The 19403-nt window shown below is 66.6% G+C and carries 29 protein-coding genes; 15 read left to right on the top strand and 14 right to left on the bottom strand.

The window, feature by feature from the left end:
• Window positions 1-5 precede the first annotated feature (5 nt).
• The 12 genes from AC1RRR_RS06475 to AC1RRR_RS06420 form a co-directional block, all read right to left on the bottom strand.
• Window positions 6-251, bottom strand: a complete 246-nt coding sequence (locus AC1RRR_RS06475) for a hypothetical protein (protein WP_492811477.1) — start codon at window positions 249-251, stop codon at window positions 6-8.
• Complete coding sequence (locus AC1RRR_RS06470) at window positions 251-868, bottom strand: hypothetical protein (protein WP_492811475.1); 618 nt, start codon at window positions 866-868, stop codon at window positions 251-253. The genes AC1RRR_RS06475 and AC1RRR_RS06470 overlap by 1 nt, the downstream gene beginning before the upstream one ends.
• Window positions 865-1050 (bottom strand): hypothetical protein, encoded by a 186-nt coding sequence (locus AC1RRR_RS06465; RefSeq protein ID WP_492811473.1) that lies wholly within the window; start codon window positions 1048-1050, stop codon window positions 865-867. Before AC1RRR_RS06465 ends, AC1RRR_RS06470 begins: the two co-directional genes overlap by 4 nt.
• Complete coding sequence (locus AC1RRR_RS06460) at window positions 1047-1772, bottom strand: hypothetical protein (protein WP_492811472.1); 726 nt, start codon at window positions 1770-1772, stop codon at window positions 1047-1049. The genes AC1RRR_RS06465 and AC1RRR_RS06460 overlap by 4 nt, the downstream gene beginning before the upstream one ends.
• A complete protein-coding gene (locus tag AC1RRR_RS06455; RefSeq protein WP_492811471.1) occupies window positions 1769-2137 on the bottom strand; it encodes an HNH endonuclease signature motif containing protein in 369 nt (122 codons plus the stop codon). Before AC1RRR_RS06455 ends, AC1RRR_RS06460 begins: the two co-directional genes overlap by 4 nt.
• Window positions 2137-2433: a hypothetical protein gene (locus tag AC1RRR_RS06450; protein ID WP_492811469.1), complete on the bottom strand. Its 297-nt coding sequence runs from the start codon at window positions 2431-2433 to the stop codon at window positions 2137-2139. The genes AC1RRR_RS06455 and AC1RRR_RS06450 overlap by 1 nt, the downstream gene beginning before the upstream one ends.
• A gap of 2 nt (window positions 2434-2435) precedes the next feature.
• Complete coding sequence (locus AC1RRR_RS06445; RefSeq protein WP_492811468.1) at window positions 2436-2759, bottom strand: hypothetical protein; 324 nt, start codon at window positions 2757-2759, stop codon at window positions 2436-2438.
• Between the two features lie 53 nt (window positions 2760-2812).
• Window positions 2813-5233: a ParB/RepB/Spo0J family partition protein gene (locus AC1RRR_RS06440; protein ID WP_492811467.1), complete on the bottom strand. Its 2421-nt coding sequence runs from the start codon at window positions 5231-5233 to the stop codon at window positions 2813-2815.
• Between the two features lie 140 nt (window positions 5234-5373).
• Entirely contained in the window at window positions 5374-6513 is a 1140-nt protein-coding gene (locus AC1RRR_RS06435; RefSeq protein ID WP_492811465.1) for a DNA polymerase III subunit beta, read from the bottom strand.
• Entirely contained in the window at window positions 6513-6827 is a 315-nt protein-coding gene (locus AC1RRR_RS06430; protein WP_492811464.1) for a hypothetical protein, read from the bottom strand. Before AC1RRR_RS06430 ends, AC1RRR_RS06435 begins: the two co-directional genes overlap by 1 nt.
• Entirely contained in the window at window positions 6824-7123 is a 300-nt protein-coding gene (locus tag AC1RRR_RS06425; RefSeq protein ID WP_492811462.1) for a hypothetical protein, read from the bottom strand. Before AC1RRR_RS06425 ends, AC1RRR_RS06430 begins: the two co-directional genes overlap by 4 nt.
• Window positions 7120-7590: a hypothetical protein gene (locus tag AC1RRR_RS06420; RefSeq protein WP_492811460.1), complete on the bottom strand. Its 471-nt coding sequence runs from the start codon at window positions 7588-7590 to the stop codon at window positions 7120-7122. The genes AC1RRR_RS06425 and AC1RRR_RS06420 overlap by 4 nt, the downstream gene beginning before the upstream one ends.
• A gap of 86 nt (window positions 7591-7676) precedes the next feature.
• On the opposite strand from AC1RRR_RS06420, the gene AC1RRR_RS06415 reads away from it, so the two are divergent.
• Window positions 7677-8006 (top strand): hypothetical protein, encoded by a 330-nt coding sequence (locus AC1RRR_RS06415; RefSeq protein ID WP_492811459.1) that lies wholly within the window; start codon window positions 7677-7679, stop codon window positions 8004-8006.
• Between the two features lie 104 nt (window positions 8007-8110).
• Here the strand turns inward: AC1RRR_RS06415 and AC1RRR_RS06410 are convergent, their stop codons facing one another.
• A complete protein-coding gene (locus tag AC1RRR_RS06410) occupies window positions 8111-8290 on the bottom strand; it encodes a hypothetical protein (RefSeq protein WP_492811457.1) in 180 nt (59 codons plus the stop codon).
• Between the two features lie 332 nt (window positions 8291-8622).
• On the opposite strand from AC1RRR_RS06410, the gene AC1RRR_RS06405 reads away from it, so the two are divergent.
• A complete protein-coding gene (locus AC1RRR_RS06405) occupies window positions 8623-8859 on the top strand; it encodes a hypothetical protein (RefSeq protein WP_492811455.1) in 237 nt (78 codons plus the stop codon).
• A 467-nt stretch (window positions 8860-9326) separates the two neighbouring features.
• On the opposite strand, the gene AC1RRR_RS06400 is transcribed toward AC1RRR_RS06405, so the two are convergent.
• Entirely contained in the window at window positions 9327-9725 is a 399-nt protein-coding gene (locus tag AC1RRR_RS06400) for a hypothetical protein (protein ID WP_492811453.1), read from the bottom strand.
• An 81-nt stretch (window positions 9726-9806) separates the two neighbouring features.
• Here AC1RRR_RS06400 and AC1RRR_RS06395 point away from each other — a divergent pair, with 81 nt between their 5' ends.
• The 13 genes from AC1RRR_RS06395 to AC1RRR_RS06335 all read left to right on the top strand — a co-directional run bounded on the left by AC1RRR_RS06395 (window position 9807) and on the right by AC1RRR_RS06335 (window position 19323).
• Window positions 9807-10037 carry a hypothetical protein gene (locus AC1RRR_RS06395; protein WP_492811452.1) on the top strand — a complete coding sequence of 77 codons (231 nt, stop codon included), beginning with the start codon at window positions 9807-9809 and terminating at the stop codon, window positions 10035-10037.
• 244 nt (window positions 10038-10281) lie between these two features.
• Window positions 10282-10773, top strand: a complete 492-nt coding sequence (locus AC1RRR_RS06390; RefSeq protein WP_492811451.1) for a hypothetical protein — start codon at window positions 10282-10284, stop codon at window positions 10771-10773.
• The gene (locus AC1RRR_RS06385; protein ID WP_492811449.1) at window positions 10770-11147 is read left to right on the top strand and encodes a hypothetical protein; all 378 of its coding nucleotides are present in this window, start codon (window positions 10770-10772) and stop codon (window positions 11145-11147) included. The genes AC1RRR_RS06390 and AC1RRR_RS06385 overlap by 4 nt, the downstream gene beginning before the upstream one ends.
• A 7-nt stretch (window positions 11148-11154) precedes the next feature.
• Complete coding sequence (locus AC1RRR_RS06380; protein ID WP_492811448.1) at window positions 11155-11838, top strand: hypothetical protein; 684 nt, start codon at window positions 11155-11157, stop codon at window positions 11836-11838.
• The gene (locus AC1RRR_RS06375) at window positions 11835-12593 is read left to right on the top strand and encodes a class I SAM-dependent methyltransferase (RefSeq protein WP_492811446.1); all 759 of its coding nucleotides are present in this window, start codon (window positions 11835-11837) and stop codon (window positions 12591-12593) included. Before AC1RRR_RS06380 ends, AC1RRR_RS06375 begins: the two co-directional genes overlap by 4 nt.
• Entirely contained in the window at window positions 12590-13576 is a 987-nt protein-coding gene (locus AC1RRR_RS06370) for a hypothetical protein (protein ID WP_492811445.1), read from the top strand. Before AC1RRR_RS06375 ends, AC1RRR_RS06370 begins: the two co-directional genes overlap by 4 nt.
• Window positions 13573-14145, top strand: a complete 573-nt coding sequence (gene nusG / locus AC1RRR_RS06365; protein ID WP_492811444.1) for a transcription termination/antitermination protein NusG — start codon at window positions 13573-13575, stop codon at window positions 14143-14145. Before AC1RRR_RS06370 ends, nusG begins: the two co-directional genes overlap by 4 nt.
• Window positions 14146-14577: 432 nt before the next feature.
• Entirely contained in the window at window positions 14578-14715 is a 138-nt protein-coding gene (locus AC1RRR_RS06360; RefSeq protein ID WP_492811442.1) for a hypothetical protein, read from the top strand.
• An 85-nt stretch (window positions 14716-14800) separates the two neighbouring features.
• Entirely contained in the window at window positions 14801-15325 is a 525-nt protein-coding gene (locus AC1RRR_RS06355) for a winged helix-turn-helix domain-containing protein (RefSeq protein WP_492811440.1), read from the top strand.
• A 122-nt stretch (window positions 15326-15447) separates the two neighbouring features.
• Window positions 15448-17019 (top strand): terminase large subunit, encoded by a 1572-nt coding sequence (locus tag AC1RRR_RS06350; protein WP_492811438.1) that lies wholly within the window; start codon window positions 15448-15450, stop codon window positions 17017-17019.
• Complete coding sequence (locus tag AC1RRR_RS06345) at window positions 17016-17234, top strand: hypothetical protein (protein WP_492811436.1); 219 nt, start codon at window positions 17016-17018, stop codon at window positions 17232-17234. Before AC1RRR_RS06350 ends, AC1RRR_RS06345 begins: the two co-directional genes overlap by 4 nt.
• Window positions 17234-18454 (top strand): phage portal protein, encoded by a 1221-nt coding sequence (locus tag AC1RRR_RS06340; protein WP_492811434.1) that lies wholly within the window; start codon window positions 17234-17236, stop codon window positions 18452-18454. The genes AC1RRR_RS06345 and AC1RRR_RS06340 overlap by 1 nt, the downstream gene beginning before the upstream one ends.
• Window positions 18451-19323, top strand: coding sequence for a S49 family peptidase (locus AC1RRR_RS06335; RefSeq protein ID WP_492811432.1), 873 nt, complete (start codon window positions 18451-18453; stop codon window positions 19321-19323). Before AC1RRR_RS06340 ends, AC1RRR_RS06335 begins: the two co-directional genes overlap by 4 nt.
• Window positions 19324-19403 lie beyond the last annotated feature (80 nt).

Here is a 19403-nt window from a genome sequence, read left to right as displayed (position 1 = left end):
GGTCGTCAGTCCGAGCACGGCAGGCTTCGTGCCCACCCGAAGGCTTCGGCCCGAGCACCTTCCATCGTCGTCGCGGCGAGGGCGAACTCGTGCTCCCAGTCCCCCGTAGTCGCGAAGACCTCCATGGCGCCGTTGGCCTCGTAGTGCAGGGTGAGATTAACCCCACAACAAACCCACTCCTCGACGGGGCAGCCGCAGTCGTCGTCGGCGTAGGCCGCTTCTAGCCATGCATCCTCCAGGGCGCTGACCATCAGCGCGGCTCCTGGCCGGTCGCGGGCGCGGTGATCACGCCGCGCGTAGCCCGATCGATGTCATTGGCGATCGACAAGGCCTCGTTGAGCGCCAGCTCCGCGTTGATCAGGGCGTCAGAGCGGCGCTTGAGGGCGGCGCGGCGGCCGAACCACTGGAGCGGCGGCAACCAGTCCATCCACACGGCCAGTGACAGCAGCGCCGTGCGCCATTCGATCCTCATCAGACGGCGGGCGACTAGAACTAGGCGGCGCAGCTCATGCCACTGGTCGGGACCGGGGCCTGTCACTGGTATGAACGGTTGTGGCCGCTCGCCGGTCTTGGCGTACGCCTGGCCCATGACGGCGGCATAGTCAGCAGCAGCCTCCCACGGGCGGCGCATGATGCCGTCGCAGAAGCCGTCGTAATAGGCTGTAGCGACGGGCTCGGCCACCAGCTCGCCCCGAAGTGCGCAAGCGATGGCTTCCGCTGTTGCCCGGTCCTTAGCCGTGCAGAGCGTGGAGTTGTCGGCAAGATCCCAGACCTGATGCAGGATCTTGGCGGCCTCCACGACGCGAACCGGGCCTTGCCCTGCGGCATCGACCGGCATCGGAACGTGGGCTGCGAGTGGATGCCTCACCAGCATTCGACTTGCTCCAGCTCCTTGTGCATGCGCTTCCATGTGCCCATGCGAGGGTTCGACTTGCAGGCGGCCTCGGCCATATCCACGAGGATCTGAGCGTCTTTGATCGGGATGATCAGGATGACTTCCTCGGGCGTGCTGCCGGGCTTGGCGGCCTTCATGAGCGCGGCGTGTCTCATCGGGCGGCCTCGTTGCTGATGACTGCATCGATCTGCGAGGGCAACTCGCGACCGTCACTGTGCTCGTGCGCCTCCAGGGCGTCGGCTACGTACTCGCGGGCGCGGAGCGGAAGGGTACGAACGCCGGCCGCCTCCTCCTCGGCGAGAACGCGATCCTTTTCCGCGTCGGCGAGGGTGAAGCGGTGCGACTGAGCGTCGATCGCGACGTGCTGCGGCAGCGGCGAGCCCTTGGGTTTGCCGGCCTGCTTTGCGCGGATCTGGTCCACCTTGGTCCATACGCGGGCCAGCTCGACGCGCGCGGCCTCATGCATGTCGATGCCGTGCGCAGAGCACCAGGCCGCGAACGTGACCATGACGCCGCCGGCCTCTTGGAAGCCCTCGCCGACCGGGCGGCCCCAAACATACTTTTCCAGCTCCGATAGGCGTTCGCGCGGGTATCCGGCCCACTGGAGCGCTTCATAGAGTTCTTCGACCAAGCGGTCGGCCCGCTCCAGCTTGTCGGCCGAGATCTCGGCCCCGAAGCACTCCAGCATCCACGGCGTGACGCACTGCTGAAACGGCATCGCCTGTGCGGGGACATCAGCGAGCAACGCCGAAATCTGATCGACCAGTCGATCGCCCTTGTCCCAGTCGGCTTCTGTGCGCGGCACGTGGTGGGCCAGGAGGCGGTTCAGCACACGCTCAGCGTCGCGGAGCAGGCTGGTTCTGATATCTTCGGTCATGCTGCTCGCCTTTCGTCGCGAAGCTTCTGGTTCTTCTTGTGGGTGACCATCTGGAGGTGATCGGGATTGACGCAGCGGCGAACGGAGCATCGGTGATCGATCTGCTTTCGCGGCGGGACGGGGCCGTGCTCGATGACCCACATGACGATGTGGACGGCGACCGTTGCGCCATCGAGCTTCATCCGAGGATAGCCGCCGCCACGTCCCGAGCCGCTGTCCGGGCCGGTCCAGAGCAGGCACGGCGTGGTCAGGCCCTTCGGGATCTCAGCCGAGATCTCGACCCGCGTGAGCACCTTGGCGACGATCGCCGCGCGACGCCCCGAGAGGGGCGACAGGGCTGTGAACGAGAGCAGCTCAGCGGTCATCAGGGGCGCTCAAACCATTCCTGGCCGGCCAGGACGGCCATGGACTGCGGCGACGCAGGCTTGCGGCGGAGCGCTCGCCTTGCGGTGAGCAGCTCCTCCACGGCCTCCTGGGTCAGCTTGGCGCTCAGCACCACGACCGACGCGGCGAACAGGTTGAACGGCGGACACGGCAGGCCGCCCGGCGTCCGGGTGGCTAGGTGCGTGTCGCAGTCGTCCAGCCAGACGGCCACGACCTCCAGGGCCTGGGCCGCTGGGAGGGCCATCAGATCGCACGGGGTGCGGTCGAGTGCCGGCATGATCAGGCGGCCTCGCGGTGGCGGGCTTCCTGCGGCTGGAGCGCCTCCAGGGCGTCGGCGAGTTGCCGGCGTTGGCCGCCGTCCAGCCATGCCCAGCCGAGGTATTCGGTGCTGTCGCCGAACTGGTCGACCGCCCAGACGGCAACGCCCTGGCGGGCAGTTTCCTCGCCCGCGATCGGCAGGGCCGCGTTCAGCAGCGTGAGCGAGCGCTTGCCTCGGCGCGCGTGGATGAAGCCCGCCATTCCGACGAGCGAGGCAAAGCGCATGGTCTGCGGATTGATGGAGGCCGGGCGCTGGATCAGGGCGAACTTGGCGGTCAGGGGCATAGGCAGGCTCCAAGGGCGGGAAAGGATTTCGCGGGCGGTCGGGATGGGGGCGATCAAAACTCGTCCTCCTCATCGACCGGCGCGCGTGGGTCGTCGGCGATCATCGGCAGGCCGTGCTCATCGGCGCTGACCATGCCGTGACAGTCGCGGTGCGTTTCGACGTAGTCGGGGCTGTCCCCGGCTAGGGCGCGCTCGATCGACCGCCAGTCGACGCCGAGACGCTTGAACGTCTTCTGGATCTCGTCCTTCACCTGGCCGGGCTGGGCGGCCGTCAGCATCCGGCCGTAAAGGGCGATGAAGGCTGGGATGTCCCCTTTGAAAACGGCGCGCACCGCCTTGTCGGCGAGGATGAACAAGTGCGTTTGCGACGGGACGTAGGTCGGGCGGTTCTCAATCTCTCCCCAGATATCCGCGAGGACCTTGTTGACCTGGGACATGATGTCCTCGGCCTGTTCCTCGTTGAACGTGGACACGGGGCTCTGCTCAGCGCGAACCGGGTTCGTCTCGGAGGCGTCCTGTCGGGCCTGGACAGCGGCCTCGTGCTCCTCGATGGCGGCGGCGCCATCGTGCGGCGCGAGGCCGGCGAGTTCGGCCATCCAAGGGTAATATCCGAGGTGGCGGGCAATGCTCTCGCGGTCGATGGCTGCCGGCTTTTTGGGGCGCAGGTACTCAGCGATGTTCGCCCGCATCATCCTGGCGGTAGCCACCAGCACCGACGCACCATCCGACGTCTTCAACTCTTGAAGCCCGTGCCCGAAGAAGTCGGACCGAAAGCCGGTCGGGCTGAAGAACGGGGCGTCTGCGTCGATCGCGTAAAACCCGACGTTGGACCACCCGAAGTTATCCTTGATCTCGACCGCAGCGGTCATGCCGTCGATGTTGAGAAGGAAGCGGCCCGGCTGTCCCCACTTCGGCACCTCGCCAGGGGCGGCGGCAAAGGTTTGGCGAAGCTGGTCCCCAGGCGTTGCTGCGCCAAGAAGCTTGCTGCCGTTTAGCTTGTAGGCGCAGGCGTCGAACCATTCACGCGCTGCCTTGGCGGCGATTTCGTCGCCTGCGATTTGGGCGCGGTCGTAATCCTCCATTGCCTGTCGGGCACGCGGCGCCATTGCCTCAAGGGTATTGGGAAGGTTTGCGCCAAGTTCCGTCAGCCTGATTTCACGGGCGGTTCTGTCGGCTTGTATGGAGGCCGAGGCGCGGGCCTCTGCCGTGGGGCGATCTCGGCGCGGCGCGGCACTCGCGGGCTTCTCGGCGGCTACCTGTTCTGCGGTATCGGCAGGCGGGCCTTCCGCCTCGGCCTCTCCGGCCGCCAACTCCGTATTCAGCTCGGGCGTGATGTACTTCCCGCCGCGCGTGGCCTCTGAAGCCCGTTGGGGCGCCATGATCGCCGTGCGCGCCGCCCAGATCACCTCGTCGCGCTTAGGGCCGTAGAACCCGCTGTCTTCCAGGTAGGTGACAGCGCCGCTCGTGTAGAGCTGGATCTTCGCGAAGACTTGGCCGCCCCATTCGCGGAGCACGACGATTTTGCGCTCGTTCAGCGTCGCCAGGGCGCCGCCCGTGGGCCGCTGCGTCAGGATGGTGAAGCCGGGCTCGGCGTTGACCGTCATCGGGGCGCTCTCGACCTTGTGCGCCAGCTCCAGCAGCGCCAGGGCGAGCTTGGGCGACAGCTCCGGGGCCTTCGGCCGCGTCGGCTCCTTGGAGACCGTGAACAGCTTGCGGGCCTCCTTGAACCCGATGCGGTTCTCGTCGGTCTTCGGCAGGCGCATACGGGCCTGGATGTCGGCGTCCAGCTTCAGCACGCGTAGGCGCTGCTGCACGTACTCGGGCGTGCGTTTGATGTGCTTGGCGATGTCGGCGTTCGACCACTCCAGCGATGTCCGCAGGTGCTCGAAAGTCAGGGCCTCATCCACGGCCGACAGGTCTTCGCGCTGCATGTTCTCGACCAGGGCCAGAACGGCGGCCTCCTCGTCGGACAGGATGCGGATCGAGACCGGAACCGGCTTGCCAGCCGGCCAGCGCCCATCATTGATCAGGATCTCGATCGCGCGATGCCGGCGCTCGCCCGCGACCAGGCGGTACGGGATCGCCGCGCCGTCGCGGGGGCGGATAACGAGCGGCTGAAGGACCGTGAGCTTGCCGTCGTCCCAGATGCTTTCCGCCAGGGCTTGAAGCGGCTCCTCGTGGAAGACGCGGCGCGGGTTGAGCGGGTCACGTTCGATCTGGCCGTGCAGGACGTCGGGCGTGCTGGCGCGGTCGAGGGCGGCGAGCTGCTCGACGGCGACCGCCGTCAGCACGGGCCGGGTCTTGACCTCCAGCGAGACAAGCCCGGCCTCCTCCAGGCGCGACAGGTCCCGCACAATGTTGTTCGTCTTGCGCTCGGCAACGATGGCCAGCTCGCTAAGGCCGGCCCATCCGCCGCCCTGGATGGCGCGGAGCAGGGGGGCGCCAGTCACGGCGATCGGGATGAGGGCGTTCATGGTCGAGCGCTCCGGGTCAGAAGAGGGCGGGGAGGGCGGCGAGGACGCCGACGATGGTCAGGCCAAGGATCGCGCCGAGGATCTCCAGGACGGAGATCGCCAGCAGTTGGCCACGGGTGCGGTGACGGCGGGCCATCAGCTCAACCCGCGTTCTGGGTGAGGACGTAGCGGCAGAACGGGTCTGCGCTGTCGGTGATCAGGATACCCTTGGCCTTGGGGTCGACGGCGTCGAAGGCGCAGATCGCGGTCTCGCCCCGGATGACGCCGAACAGCGACTTGACCCGGCTGGCGTTGAACGACAGGTCGGCGGCGGGGCCGGCGTAGTCGATCGCGATCTCATCGCGCATCTCATCGCCGGCCTGCGGTGAGCGGGCCGAGATCGTCAGCAGATCCGCCGACAGCCCGAGACGGACGGTCTTGTACTTGGCGTCATCGACGGCGATCAGCAGCGCCCGGTTGATGCTTGTAACCAGTGCGCCGGCGTCGATGTTGACGACCAGATCGCCGCCGGCCCGCTGGATGGCCATGGTGTAGTTCACGTACGGCGGCTCGATGACCTTGGACGTGATCTCGGTGGACCCGGAGCGGAACTCCGACAGCGTCGGGCTGGCGTACAGCTCCACGACCTCGGGGCTCTCGCCCAGAAGGCGCGAGACCTCGTCAACGAACGGGGCGGCGAGGATGGTCTCGGGGAAGCCCTCGAAATGCGCCGGGGCTTGCATGTCGGCCATGGCCAGGATCTTCAGGTCAAGGCCGACAGCGGTAAGCCACAGCACGCCCTTGTGCTCGCGCACGTGCAAGTACGTGCCGGTGATGTGGGGCTTGGTATCCTCGTGGGAGCAGGCGAACCGGGTTCGCGCGAATAGGCGACGCAGTTCGTCGCGGGGCAGGGCGCCGCCGGCCGCGCCGTCCAGGGAGGGGATCTCGGGGAAGTCGTCGGCCGACAGCGCGCCCAGCTTGACGTTCACCTTCCCGCATTTGACGGTCAGGCGCGTGCCGTCCTCGGCCAGCGCGAGCAGGACCTCGCCGCCTTCCGGCAGGTTGCGGAACACGTCGTGCAGGCGGCGGGCATCGACACTGGCGCGGCCAGGCTGCTCGACCTTGGCGGCGGCGCAGTCCACGGCCTGCTGGTCGCCGTTGGTGGTGGTCACCGACAGCGTGGTCGCCATGGCGTTCAGCAGCACGTGGCCGCCGTTGGGGGTGTCGGGCTTGCCCTTCACCACGCCCATGACCTTCGACAGGACCTTGAGCGCCTCGTCACGTTCGATGAGAAGGCGCATCAGGCGGCCTTCTCGGCTGGCGCGGCGACGGGCTTGCCCGAGATCTCGCCGAGGCGCTTGCGCAGATCGCTCAGGCTGTCGAACGCCTCCTCGGTCTCTTCCAGGAGTTCCTTAATCTCGGCCTTGTGCTCCTCCGGGCCTTCGGCCCCGAAGTCCAGCAAGGAGAGGGCGTATGCGCGCGCCCAATCGGCGAGGGCGATGTCGCCTTGCAGCTCGGCGGCATAGAAGCGGGCGCGAGCCTCGGCGAGGTTGATGGCGTCCGACATGTCCGTCAGGGACGGGGAGGTCAGCACGAAGACGGGGGCGACGCTCATCGGGCGGCCTTTCGCTTGCTGGCGGAGGGGGTAAGGCGGGCGGCACGGGCCGATGCGATGCGATCAGCTTCGGCCTGAGCGGCGGCGACGTAAGCGTCGACGATGGCGAGGCTCTCGCGGATCTCGCCGAGGTGCTGGCGTGCGCTATCCAGGTAGACGCAGCGCGGACCGTCGTAGAAGTCGCCGGCCGACATCGTGATCGCTTCAGCCAGCTCGATCCCGGCGCTACCGACGCGGATCATGGCCACCTTGGCCGGGATGTTGTCGTGCGGCTCCCGCCGCTTCTGGGCGCTCATTTGTTGCCTTTCGGGCTGGGGCTGGACTGGAGGGCGACCAAGGCCGTGTTCGCCTCTTCGAGGCTCAGGCCGGTGTGGATGATGGCGAGCAGCAGGCGAGGGGCTTCGCGGCTGGTTTCGTCGCGGATCTCGATGTCCTCGGGCGTGGCCGGGTTGCAGAAGACCGAGACCTTGCGGGGGTGGCGGTCGATCTCGTCGAGCACGCGCGCCAGGGCCGCTTGCGGCCGGGTGGGGCCAATCAACAGGGGCTGCCGGCGCAGCGACAGGCACGTGAAGATCGCGCCGACGAAACGGGGGCGCTTCATGTCCTCGGCGTCCGCGAAGCCGCCTGCAGGATAGTCGGGGGCATCTATGGTCGACGGCGGCGGCTCGGGCGGCGCAGGGGGCCGGGGAGCTGTCGCGACGGCCCTGACGGCACGCCGCGGCTGTTCGCCGTGGTCGTCGAATTCAAGGGCGTGGGCGCTCATTGGGCTGCCCGCCTACGCTTGTTGCAATCGGCCGACCGACGCGGTGAAGTCGCGGACGAACATCCGCCCACCGGAGCGCCGTGCGCATGACCGATGAAGCCGCCCTTGAAGCCGTCAGAGACCTGCGTAGATCCGTCGATGGCTTGGACGAGAAGGTTGAGACGATCGACTTCCTTCTCGGGCTGGCGCTTGAAGTGATCGGCGTTCGTGCGCGTCTCGCGCGAGAGGTAGCGGCCGGCGACGAGCCCGCCTCCGACGAAATCCTGCTGTGGGAGGCGCGCGTCGCCAGAGCTGAAGCTGACGCCCTCAGCGACTACGTGCGCCGGGTCGGCACTGACGGTGGCCTCAGGACCGCCGACGCCCTCGGCCGACATGCCGAGGGCCTGCGCGCCCGGCTGCTCCCCAAGGGCGGTTAAGCGGGCCTCCTCCCGTCGCTGTTGCCGGCGCTGCCAAACCCGCATGGCGACATCGCCATCGGCCGGCGTCGGCTCGGGCCAGTCCATGGGCCAGATCGCGCTCATCAAACGGCCCGCCAGAACAGGCCGCCAAGTACCAACAGCGCGCAGCCGGCGAGCGCCAGAATGCAGGCATCCGCCGGGCGGCCTTCGTCGCGGGCGTCGATGGCGATGAACAGCGCCAGGCAGCCAAGGGCGAGCAGGCCGACCGCGAGCGCCGCTGCGCACATGCGCTCGCCGATCACAGCGACACCGCCACGATTGCGAGGAGCGCCAGCGCGAAGGCGACGGCGGCAAGCCGCCAATCGGCGCGCTCGGGTTCAGAGAGGGTGGGAGTCACCACAACGGAGCCGGTACGCGGCGATGCGCCCGAGCCCGGTTCTAGGTGGCGGAGGCGAACCGGGTTCGCCTGGGGGGTGGATGCGAAGGGCATCGCCAGCTCCGTCGTGGTGACGGGCTGAAACTTACAGACGGTAAGTCACGACGCAAGCAAAAACTTACGAACGGTAAGTTTTCGAAACGACCGTTTCTGACGCAATCACCGTATGAGTCGGAGTCGTCAGTTGGGGAGTGTTGAGTGGCCTACGCGACGATCTACTGTGTTCAGACCTTTAGGAAGCAGGGCAGCGGCGTCGAGCGGGACCGGCTGTGGAGCTATGGCGCGCGACCGGACGCTGAGCGTCGCGGCGACATCGTCCGGAGCAGCGTGGCGGGCATGGCTGTTTACGCCGTCGAGCTGGACCCGGCGGTTCGCCAAGTGGGGCGGATCAAGTTTCTGGAGCGGTACGGCAGGTTGCCGCCGTACCAGATCTAGGCGCTAGCGCGTAAGCCTGGCGGCGAACCGGCTGGCAGCGCTCTCATAGGGCTCCCCGCAAAGGCGGGGTGTCAGCAGCCGACCATCATCGTCGCTGCACCAGGAGCCCAGAGAGCGCAGGCCCTCCCTAGAGACGATAACCGGGTGGGAAAGGTCGAGGGTCATGTAACCCGACATGCCCTTCCAGTTTGCGCCTTGGACATCATCGGCGGCCCAAGTGAAGGCGAGGGCGTCTTCGCTAGCTTCGTTGCCGAGGCGATCGACTGTAGTGACCTTCACGGTCAATCTCTTCGCTGCAATGTCGCCAGCTTTTCCGAGCGCTAGAGCGGCGCGGGCGGCCGAGCGGATCGCATCTTCCTCCCCCATCGAGTCAACTGTCGTCGGTGGCGGTGCGCAGCCTGAAAGACAGGCTGCGGCCAGTGCCAAAGAGATTAAGAGCCGCATTTCCCCACCAATCAAGATGTCAGCTAGCTAGCCTTAAGGCCTCGCGCCAATTCGACCATCTGAACCACGCGCTCTTGCTCCTCTTCGGGAAGATCCGCGAGCATGGCGACCATCTTCGACTGAGCCGGGCTCAGCCCTGATGTAGGAACATCGAATGGCGTCCCCTTGCCTTCGAGTATCCAAACCCAGTTGATCTTAAACTTGCGGCCAAACTGGATGGCCCTTTGAGCGGACAGGGGCGTATGCCGCGAAGCACCGGGCTCGCGTTCGTATGCCGTGTAACCCTCGGGCGTGCTGAAGCCTAAGGCCTCGGCGGCTGCCTTCCCTGTGGTCGACGAGCCGATTGAGCGCTGCCAATGCATGCGCGCCCAGCGCAGCCGCTGCCAGGGCTCCTCAAGGTAAAGCCATTCCTGATCGTCCATACCCCCGATCTTACAAACGGTAAGCTTGCAGTGTGTAAGTTCCGGCTTGCCAGAAAAACTTACCGCGCGTAAGTTTTCGGGATGGTCACCCCCCTCTCGCAAACGCCAATCAGCTTTATCGACGATCGTGGTGGCCCCACGGCGGTTGCGGTCGCCACGGGCTACAACGTCGGCGCGGTCAACCTGTGGCGTCACAGGAACAAGATCCCCCGATCGGCGTGGCCAGAGGTTTTGACCGCGTACACCGACGTCACGATCGCTGACCTGCTTGGAATTGAGCAGCTCAGTGGCCGCGAGCGGATCACCGCCTGATGTCCGTCATCCGCGCCCTCAGTCGCGCCGGGTCGGTGAGATCCAGTCAGGTCGCTAATCATTCGAGGATCGTCATGGGCAATGTCCGCCCGGTCAGCGTGGCTAAGCAAGCCGAAGTCCTGGCCGAATTCTTCACTCGTGGTCATGTCGCGAACGTCCCCGCTGTTGAGTCCGCGACCCTGCGGCAAGCTGTCGCAGACCGCACCCCGGATGTCGCACCGGTTTCCGGGAAGGCGGTGCGCTGATGGCCGCCTACAAGCCCTACGCCCCGCGCGAGCCGGGTACGATCTTCGAGGCGCTTGAGCGCGGCATCGACCAGCTGGGCGGCGCGAAGCGCGCGGCCGACGTGATCAACCGTACGCGCGGTTGGCTCGATGACGCCACCAATCCCAACCGCGAGGAGGGGAAGCGCGGTCACGTCAGTCTGGCCGAGGCCGCCGCCATGAGCCGCGCCGGGGCGACCGCCCTGGCCGAGTACCTCGTCGAGCTTTGCGGCGGGCGGATGCTGCCGCCGATCTCGGGCGACACGCCTAAGGCCATCCACGCCGCCCTGGCCGCGACGGTCCAGGAGGGGGCCGAGGCCACGACCGAGATCATCGGCCGGGCCGCCGATGGCGAGATCGATATCGAGGACGCCAAGGCCTCGCTGGCGCGGATCAAGGACGTGCAGCGCGCCTATGCGACCGTGGAAGCGATGATGCTGAAGATCATCGAGAGCGGGGAGCCGCTGCGATGAGCCTTCAGCCGCATGACTCCGCCGCACGACAGGCCGCCCGCCGTCGCGCCTGGGCGCAACTGGCGACCGAGGCCGGCCAGATGGCCGACCGCATGATCGAGAGCGACGGGGCCGAAACCGTCGAGACGCTGCACCTGACCGCGCGATTGAAGGTGCTGGCCGACGAGGGCTTTCCGTCCAAGGAAGGCAGCGCCCTGAAGATGGGCGCCGCCTTCGTCGAGACCCTCCGCGCCGCGCTCGTCTCGGCCATGCCGCGCCGCCGCGTGATCGTCGCCGGGGCGCTCAAGGCCGAGGCCAGGGCGATCGGCGAGCTGATCGTCGACACCCAGGAAACCGAAGCCCTCGTGTGGCGCAACATGACCGGGGAGGCATAGCCGCACCATGGGGGGCAAGCCTGCTTTCAAATGGACCGCCGACGCGGTCCAGACCCTGACCCGTCTCTACGCCTCTGGCCAGGCGCGCATGGCCATCGCCGACGTCTTGGGCACCGACGCGCGTGTCGTCGGGCGCAAGATCGACCGATTGGACCTAGCGCGAAAACTGGCGCCGGAAGATCGTGCCGCCCGCAAGTTGGCGACCGCCCGGCAGATGCACGCCGCTGGAATGGCAAAGCGTGCCGTGGCGGGTGAGTACGTCTGGACGCCTGACCAGATCGACCGTCTGCGCCGGCTGTACGTCGTCGATTTGCTGTCGGCGGCTGAGATCGCCGAAGAGATCGGTTGCAAGCCTCGCGACGTTTCGCGAAAGGCCTTCAACACGGGTCTGACCCGTTTGCGGGACGCCAGCGTGCGTCACCGCGATCGTATGCGCGCCCAGCATCTGGCCGTAACGAAATCTGCCGAGGTCAGAGCCGCTGCGCGAGAGGCTGCAAGCCGCGCCACGCCCGAGCCCAAGACCGACGCCGAGCTGATCACGGCGGCCATCGCGGCAGGGAAGGTTCAGCACATCCCATCAGGGCATGCTTGCGGCCTGACGGGCCTGGAGCGCTATCTTTGGGCTTCAGGGCCGCTCACGGGCCGTATTGAGCGCAAGGTCAGGGGTAAGGCGCGAGGGCGCGCGGCATGACGCGGCGCTCTCAATCCGGCCTAGTCAAGGCGGGCGTCTCCGCGACCCTGGCTCACCGTGCGCGCGGCATTCAGGACGACGATCCTGTCGCAGCACTTTGCCGGTCCCTCGACTACTTCCCCACCCAGCTATGGGCGTCCCGCGCGATCGGCGAGCTGATCATGCGGATAGATCCGCGCGCCCGGTCGGCTTGGGAGCCGGCCTGCGGCGAGGGGATCATGTCCCACGGCCTGGCCGACTACTTCGACCGCCTGGCCATGAGCGACGTCCACGACTACGGCGTCGGCGGCCAGGTGCTCGACTTCCTACAGGACGACGCCGAGGCCCCCGGCGGACCGGTCGACTGGATCGTCAGCAACCCGCCCTTCGCGGACGGCAAGGCCGAGCGCTTCGTGCAGCTCGCCCGCCAGCGTGCGCGACGCGGGGTGGCCATGTTCGTGCGCCTGGGCTTCCAGGAGACCGTGGGGCGCTACGGCCTATTCCACGGCCCTGACGCGGCGGCCTTCGTCTGTCCGTTCTCAGAACGCGTCGGCATCGTGCTAGGCGACTGCACCGTCAGCGGCGGCACGGCGGCGGCGTACATGGTCGTGATTTGGATCGTCGACCCAGAGTTGGCCCGAGACTTCCCCGGCCACGGGGTTATGCGCCCGATCGAGCCCGGTACACGTGATCGCCTGATCAGGCCCTCTGACGCCGCGTTCCTGGGCGGCCTGCGAGGCTCGCGGCGACAGCGCCTCGCTCCGGTGGCCGCATGAGCAAGGAAGAGTGCTGCATTTGGGCCGACGAGGTCGTAACGGGGCTAGATCCCCTCAGCCGCTCGATGCTGAAGGATCTTGCGCGCAAGGCTGATGACGACGACCGCGCCTGGATGACGGTGGCGAAGCTGGTGCAATTGAACGGCGTCAGTGAGCGAACCGTGCAGTCGCGGCTTCGCAAGTTGGAGGGCGCTGGCGACGGTCCGGTGTTCATCCGCAAGACGGGCGACAACTATCGGATGGGGTCGCGTGACGTTCCGTACTACGAGCTTCAGGTCGATTACGACGCCGTTGCCGAGATCCAGAAAGAGCGGAAACGACGTCAGGGTGAGCGACGAGCTGAGCGGTCTATGGGTGCAGCAGTTTGCACCCATGAGGCCGGATCTATGGGTGCAGCAGCTTGCACCCATAGCGAAGCGGTTTGCACCCCTATGGGTGCAACTGTTTGCACCCCCAAGAGAGAGACAGACGAGTCTAAGGGTTCGCTAACGCTCACCCAGAGCGCGCGGTCGCCTGAGGCGAGGGCGAGAACGATCCTCGCTGCATACCCCGAGGCGTGGCGTCGTCGGTCGAGTATCCGGGAGATCGCGTCGGCGCTGCGGCGAGAGGTGAAGGCCGGTTCGGATCTCGACCCGATCGAGGCCGGCGTGCTGGCCTATGCCGCCGACCGCAAAGCCTGGGGCGTCTCTGGTGAGCCGATGGCCCCGCACAAGCTGATCGCCTCGGGTCGCTGGGAAACCTTCGTGAAGGCTGACGCGCCTCAGGGCTCGGCGGGGGCGCGAACCGGGTTCGCCGTGCCTGACGACGTCAGGGTCGAGTTCTTTGGCCGACACGGCGAGGCGCAGACCGAGAGCTACCTGCGGCCCTGTGGCTGGCGGGCCTCCGACCGGACGCTGTTGGCAAAGAACAGCACCGCTGAGGCTTGGCTGCGGCGGCACGGATATCGAGTTGAGCGGCAGACCGCCGCCGGAAAGGTCGGATGATGGAGGGCGATATGCGGATGCAGGAAGCGGTTGCGGCTAAGACCGGGCAGGGGAACCCCAAGCGCTGGGCGGTGTGCGAGTGGAAGCCCAACGCCTGGGGTCTCGCGCTGGAGAACCTCCGGAAACAGCACTTCGAGTACTACCACCCCATGATGGTTCGGGCGGTGACGCCGACCCCGGCCAACCCTCGTGGTCAGGTGACGAAGCCATTCCTGGCGCCGTATGTGTTCGTCGCCCTGGACCCGACCGTCCAGGCGTGGCGCTGTCTGATCAGCACACGCGGGATCAAGAAAGTTCTCATGGTGGGCGACTATCCGGCGCTGTTCCCTGACGCCAAGCTCCAGATCATTCGCGAGCGGGAGGAGAACGGCCTCATTCGCATGGTCGACCCTGCGTCGCTTCCACGTGGCCACAAGCAGGGCGACACCGTGAAGGTGCGCCGGAACGGTCAGGACCTGGATGCGATCTTTGAGGAGTACCTTGACAAGAATCGCGCGACGGTTTTCCTATCGATCTTCAACGGGCTCGTGCCCACCGACGTCTCTATCAGCGCACTCTCGGTCTCCTGACCCGGAGTGCGGTAGCCGTCCAAGACCTCCCTTCATCATCCTCCGATCTAGGCGAACCCGGTTCGTCTCGACGCCCGCCCGGCTGCCCGCCGTGGCGGGCGTTCTGCGTCAAAAGGGTACGGGCGCTTCTGAGCCGGCGTCCGTGATTTGTCCCCCTGATGTGAACTGGATCGGAGGCGCGCGTGCAGTCTGTGTCTCCGATCCCTTGTTCGCATGGGTAGGCTCTCCACATCGCCATCGCGGTTGTCCGCGCCTGCGCCAAGGATCGGCTTCGCTCCGCGTGACGCTCACGGCCACAGCCGCGCGGTTGAGCATTGGCGAGGTTGGTACAATCTCGCTCGGTGGAAGAAGCTTCGGGCTCGGGTCTTCAAGCGCGACCTGTTCACCTGTCGATGCGGGTGCGACCACATCGAGCACGACACCGCCCAGCTCGTGGCGGACCACATCAAACCGCATCGTGGTGACCCGGCCCTGTTCTGGGACGAGCGCAACATCCAGACCCTCCGCAAGTCCCCCTGCCACGACAAGGTCAAGCAGGCCCAGGAGCACCGCGACCGCTTCGGCGGCTGACGAGCCGGGGAGGGGGGGGTCTAAAGCCGCCCCAGCCCGATCGTCAAAGACCGGGTCCTCCCTCATTCGGAGATTTTATTTTCCGATGGCTGAGAAATCCTCCCCTCCGACAGCCGGCGTCGACCTGTTTGGCGATCCCTGGACGCCCCCGAAAGATCCGCGGGGCCGCAAACGCCACAAGCGCAGCTCGCAACTTGCTGAAAAGATTGCAGTTCTTCGGGCGCAGGGCGCGACGCAAGAGGAGATCGCGGATGCGGTCGGCCACTCTGTGCCCACCCTGACCAAGTATTATTTGCGAGAGCTGGAGGAGGGGCCTGCGCTCGCCAAGGCGGTTCTGGTGCAGGCGCTGTGGAGCAAGGCTGTCGACGGCGGGAACGTCTCCGCGATGAAAGCCATGCTCGCCCAGTTCGACAAGGGCGACGCCGTTCGCGCTGATGGCCGGGTCCGTGCCCGAGGCGGCAACGGTGGCGGCGGCAGCACACCGCCCGTGACCGCTGAGCCTCGGCTTGGCAAGAAGGCCGAGCGCCAAGCTGCCGCCGAGCGCGTGGTCGAGACGGGCGGGCGTTACGCCACGCCTGCCGCTCCGAAGCTCATCGTCAGTAACCGGTGATGGACTACTCGACCGCCTGCATCGACTGGCGCGAGCGGATCGTCACTCGCCGTTCTCTGGTTCCGTCGCCGCTGTTCGCGGACGAAGGGGCCGAGGCGTTGGCGGTCTTCAAGTCGCTGAAGATGGTCGACGTCATCCTGCCTGACGTTGATGGCTACCCGACTTTCGGACAGGCCTGCGACCAGTGGGTGTTCGACTTCGTCGAGGCGATCTTCGGGGCCTACGACGAGAAGGCGGGCCGGCGACTGATCCGCGATTTCTTCCTGCTGATCAGCAAGAAGAACGGCAAGTCGACAATCGCCGCCGGGATCATGGTCACGGCCCTGATCCGCAACTGGCGTCACTCGAACCTTCTGGTGCTTCTGGCCCCAACCCTGGAGATCGCGAACAACGCCTGGGACCCGGCCAGGGACATGATCAAGGCGGATGACGAACTGGCGCTGCTGCTCCAGATCCAGGAGCATACCCGCACGATCACCCACGCGACGACGCGCGCGAAACTCCGGGTCATCGCGGCCGACTCCGACACGGCCGGCGGCATCAAGGCCGGCTTTGTCTTCGTCGATGAGGTGTGGCTTTTCGGGAAACGGCCAAAGTCTGACGCGATGCTGCGCGAGGCGACCGGTGGTCTGATCTCCCGGCCCGAGGGCTTCGTCATCTGGGCATCCACCCAGTCTGATGAGCAGCCGGCGGGGGTCTTCAAGACCAAACTGCAGTACTTCCGCGACGTCCGCGACGGCAAGATCGTCGATCCGCGTAGCCTCGGCGTCCTCTACGAATTCCCCGAGGCGATGATCAAATCCGGCGCGTACCTGCTGCCGGAAAACTTCTACATCACCAATCCGAACCTCAACCGGTCGGTCGATCTCCAATGGCTGATTGATGAGCATCGCAAGGTCGAGAACGCCACAGGCGGTGAGCTTCAGGTGTTTCTCTCGAAGCACCTGAACGTCGAGATTGGCCTGCGCCTGTCGCACGACCGGTGGCGGGGCGCTGACTACTGGCCCCAGGCGGCCCTGGAGACCCTGACGCTCGACGAGCTCATCGAGCGCTCGGAAGTCTGCACGGTCGGCGGCGACGGCGGCGGCCTGGACGACTGGAACGGCATGACGGTGATCGGCCGTTGTCGCGAGACCCGCCACTATCTGATGTGGAGCCGCGCTTGGGCGCAGTCTGACGCCTGGGAGCGCCGCAAGGACATCAACTCGCGCATGGACGACTTTGTCGCCGATGGCGATCTCGTCCGGTGCGAGCTGCCGGGCGACGATGTGGCCGAGTTCGTTGAGATCTGCAAACGCCTACGCGACGCAGGCCTTCTGCCCGAAAAGGCCGGTATCGGTCTCGACTCGGCTCAGGCCGCCGACCTGGTGGACGCGCTGAGCGAAGCGGGCTTCGACGACGGCCAGGTGGTCGCGGTATCGCAGGGCTACAAGCTGGCCGCCGCGATCTGGGGCATGGAGCGGATGCTGAAGGCCAAGCGCCTATGGCATGCGGCTCAAGCCATGATGGCCTGGTGCGTCGGCAACGCGAAGGTGGAGCAGCGCGGCAACGCCGTTCTCGTAACCAAGCAGGCGGCCGGCAAGGACAAGATCGACCCGCTGTGCTCGGCCTTCAACGCCTTCGATCTGATGAGCCGCAACCCCGTCGCTAGCGGCGGCTCGGTCTACGAAAAGAGAGGAATGGTGTTCGTATGACCCATCGCCGCGCCACCCTGGCCGTCGCCACATGGCGAACCGGGTTCGTCACTTTCGCCAAGGCCGTCCGGATCGACGTCAACGACGTGGCGGCCCTTTCGGGCGCTGGCCTGTTGTCGTACGGCGCAGGTGAGATCTACCGCCCCGCCGGTTTCATCGTCATGGGCGGATTGCTGATCATTGGCGCGTTCCTGAACGCACGGGCCAAGTCCTGATGGCTGGTCTCGTTCATCGCATGGCGTCGGCCCTGACGCTGCCGGCGCGAGACGTCGCCGACGACCGCAGTTTCGGCGGTTCCGCCGCCGTGGGCGGGCCCCGATCGGCTGAGACGGCGATGATGGCGTCGTCGGTGTTTCCGATCGTGGCGACTATGGCCGAGATCATCGGCAGCCTCCCGTTGGACTTCCCGCGCCGAAAGGGCGTCGACCAATCGGTCGGTGATTTCCAACTCGCCGAAACCTTGGCGGAAACCCCCAACCCCTTGATGACGTCGCCTGACTTTTGGGGGACGTTCGCCTTCAGCGCCATTCTTCGCGGTCGCGCCTACGCTGAGCCCGTGTGGCATTCGCCTCTCGATCTGGAGGTCTGGCCGCTGTCGCCGGGTCGCCTGGTCGAACTGCACGAGGAGCGCCGCTTCGGTGTCGACTACTTCTACGAGGATGGTCGTAGCCGCCACTTCCGGCAGGGCGAGCTGCTGTGCGGATCGGGGATCTCGGCGGATGGCATCTTCGCCGTAGCACCGTGGAAGACTGCTCGCGCCGCGATCGACATGGACAACACCCTTGAGGCGTTCGGGCGGAACTTCTTCCTCAATGGTGCGCGGCCCTCGGGTGTGCTCTCGACCAATCAGTCTCTCAGCCAGGATGCGCTGGACCGCTTGAAAGCGCAGTTCAACGGCAACTTCGCCGGGGTCTTGAACGCCGGCAAGGTTCCGATCCTTGAGGCGGATCTGAAGTATCTGCCGATCAACGACAACAACAGCGACAGCCAGTACGTCGAGCTGCACCAGAAGGCGCAGCGCCAGATCGCCGCCAACTGGCGGTTCCCCATGTTCCTGCTCAACGAGGGTGAAGACGCCAAGAGCGAGGAGCAGCAGGCGGCGCGGTTCGAGAAATACACGATCAACCCTTGGACCAACCGCATGGAGCGGGCCATTGCCCGCGACCTGATGACCCCCGCGCAGCGCCGCCTATGGCGTCCCCGGTTCAGGATGGACGATCTGCTACGTGCCGATAGCGCAACGCGGTGGCGTAACGCGGTCCTGGCCCGTACCGCCTCGGTCATGTCGGCCGATGAACTGCGCGTCGACTGGTTCGATCTGCCGGCCATTGGCGCGCCATGGTCGATGGACGCGCGCACGCCTCTCAACAGCAACCGGGCCGCTGACACGGCCGATGGCGGCATGACCGCGCCTCAGGATCGGAGCGACGCATGATCGAGATGGCTGGGCCGCGCGCCCTTTGGGCTATGCACCCTGACGCTCTGGCTTCTCTGCTGGCCAGCGCGTCGATGCAGGCTCTACTGCCTGAGGCCCTGCGGGGCCTTGCTGCTCTCACGTCTCCAGTCCAGGCCCGAGCGGCGCCCGACCCGATCCGTGATGGCGGCACGCTCACCATTCCTCTCAGCGGCCCCCTGTCGCCGAAGGGCAGCTACGGCGGAACGTCGACCGAACGCTTCGCCGACCAGGTCCGCGCGGCGGCGGCGGACGACAAGGTGGGCGTAACGGTCATCGCGATCTCCAGTCCGGGCGGCCTGGTCTGGGGTAATGCCGAGGCTGGTGACGCGGTGTTCGAGCACCGCCAATCCAAGCCGATCATCGCGGTGGCAACGCCTTACGCGTTCTCGGCGGCCCACTGGATCGGGACCCAGGCCTCGGCTTTCTACGCGAGCACGAGCGGCGAGGTCGGCTCGGTTGGCGTTCGTGGTGGGCACGTCGATATGTCGGGGTTCGAGGACAAGATCGGCATGAAAACGACGCTGATTGCGTCGTCGCCCGAGAAGATCGCCGGCCACCCCTATGCCCCGCTGTCCGAAGAGGACCGCGCTGAAATGCAGGTCGAGATTGACGAGGCTAATCTCGCCTTCCAGGCGGCCATCGCGCGGGGGCGTGGGATCGCTGTTGGCGAGGTCGCGGGCATTCACGGCGAGGGCCGCACGTTCTCGGCCGCGAGGGCGGCGGCTGCCGGCATCACTGACGGTGTCATGAGCTTGCGCGACGTTGTCGCCAAGTACGGTTCCAGCCGCAATCGTCTGGCGCTGATGCGTCGCCGCGCTGAAGCTCACCGAGTTCTCCACTCTATCTGAAATCTCAGCGCACCCCGCGCGAGACGGTCGAACCGCCTTTGGCGGGCGATCCCCCATGGGCGACGCGACCCCTCGCGGGC

This window comes from Caulobacter sp. GW821-FHT12D05 (assembly GCF_058807295.1).
Note: the sequence above shows the minus strand (reverse complement) of the source record. Positions and strands in the feature narration are given on the sequence as shown.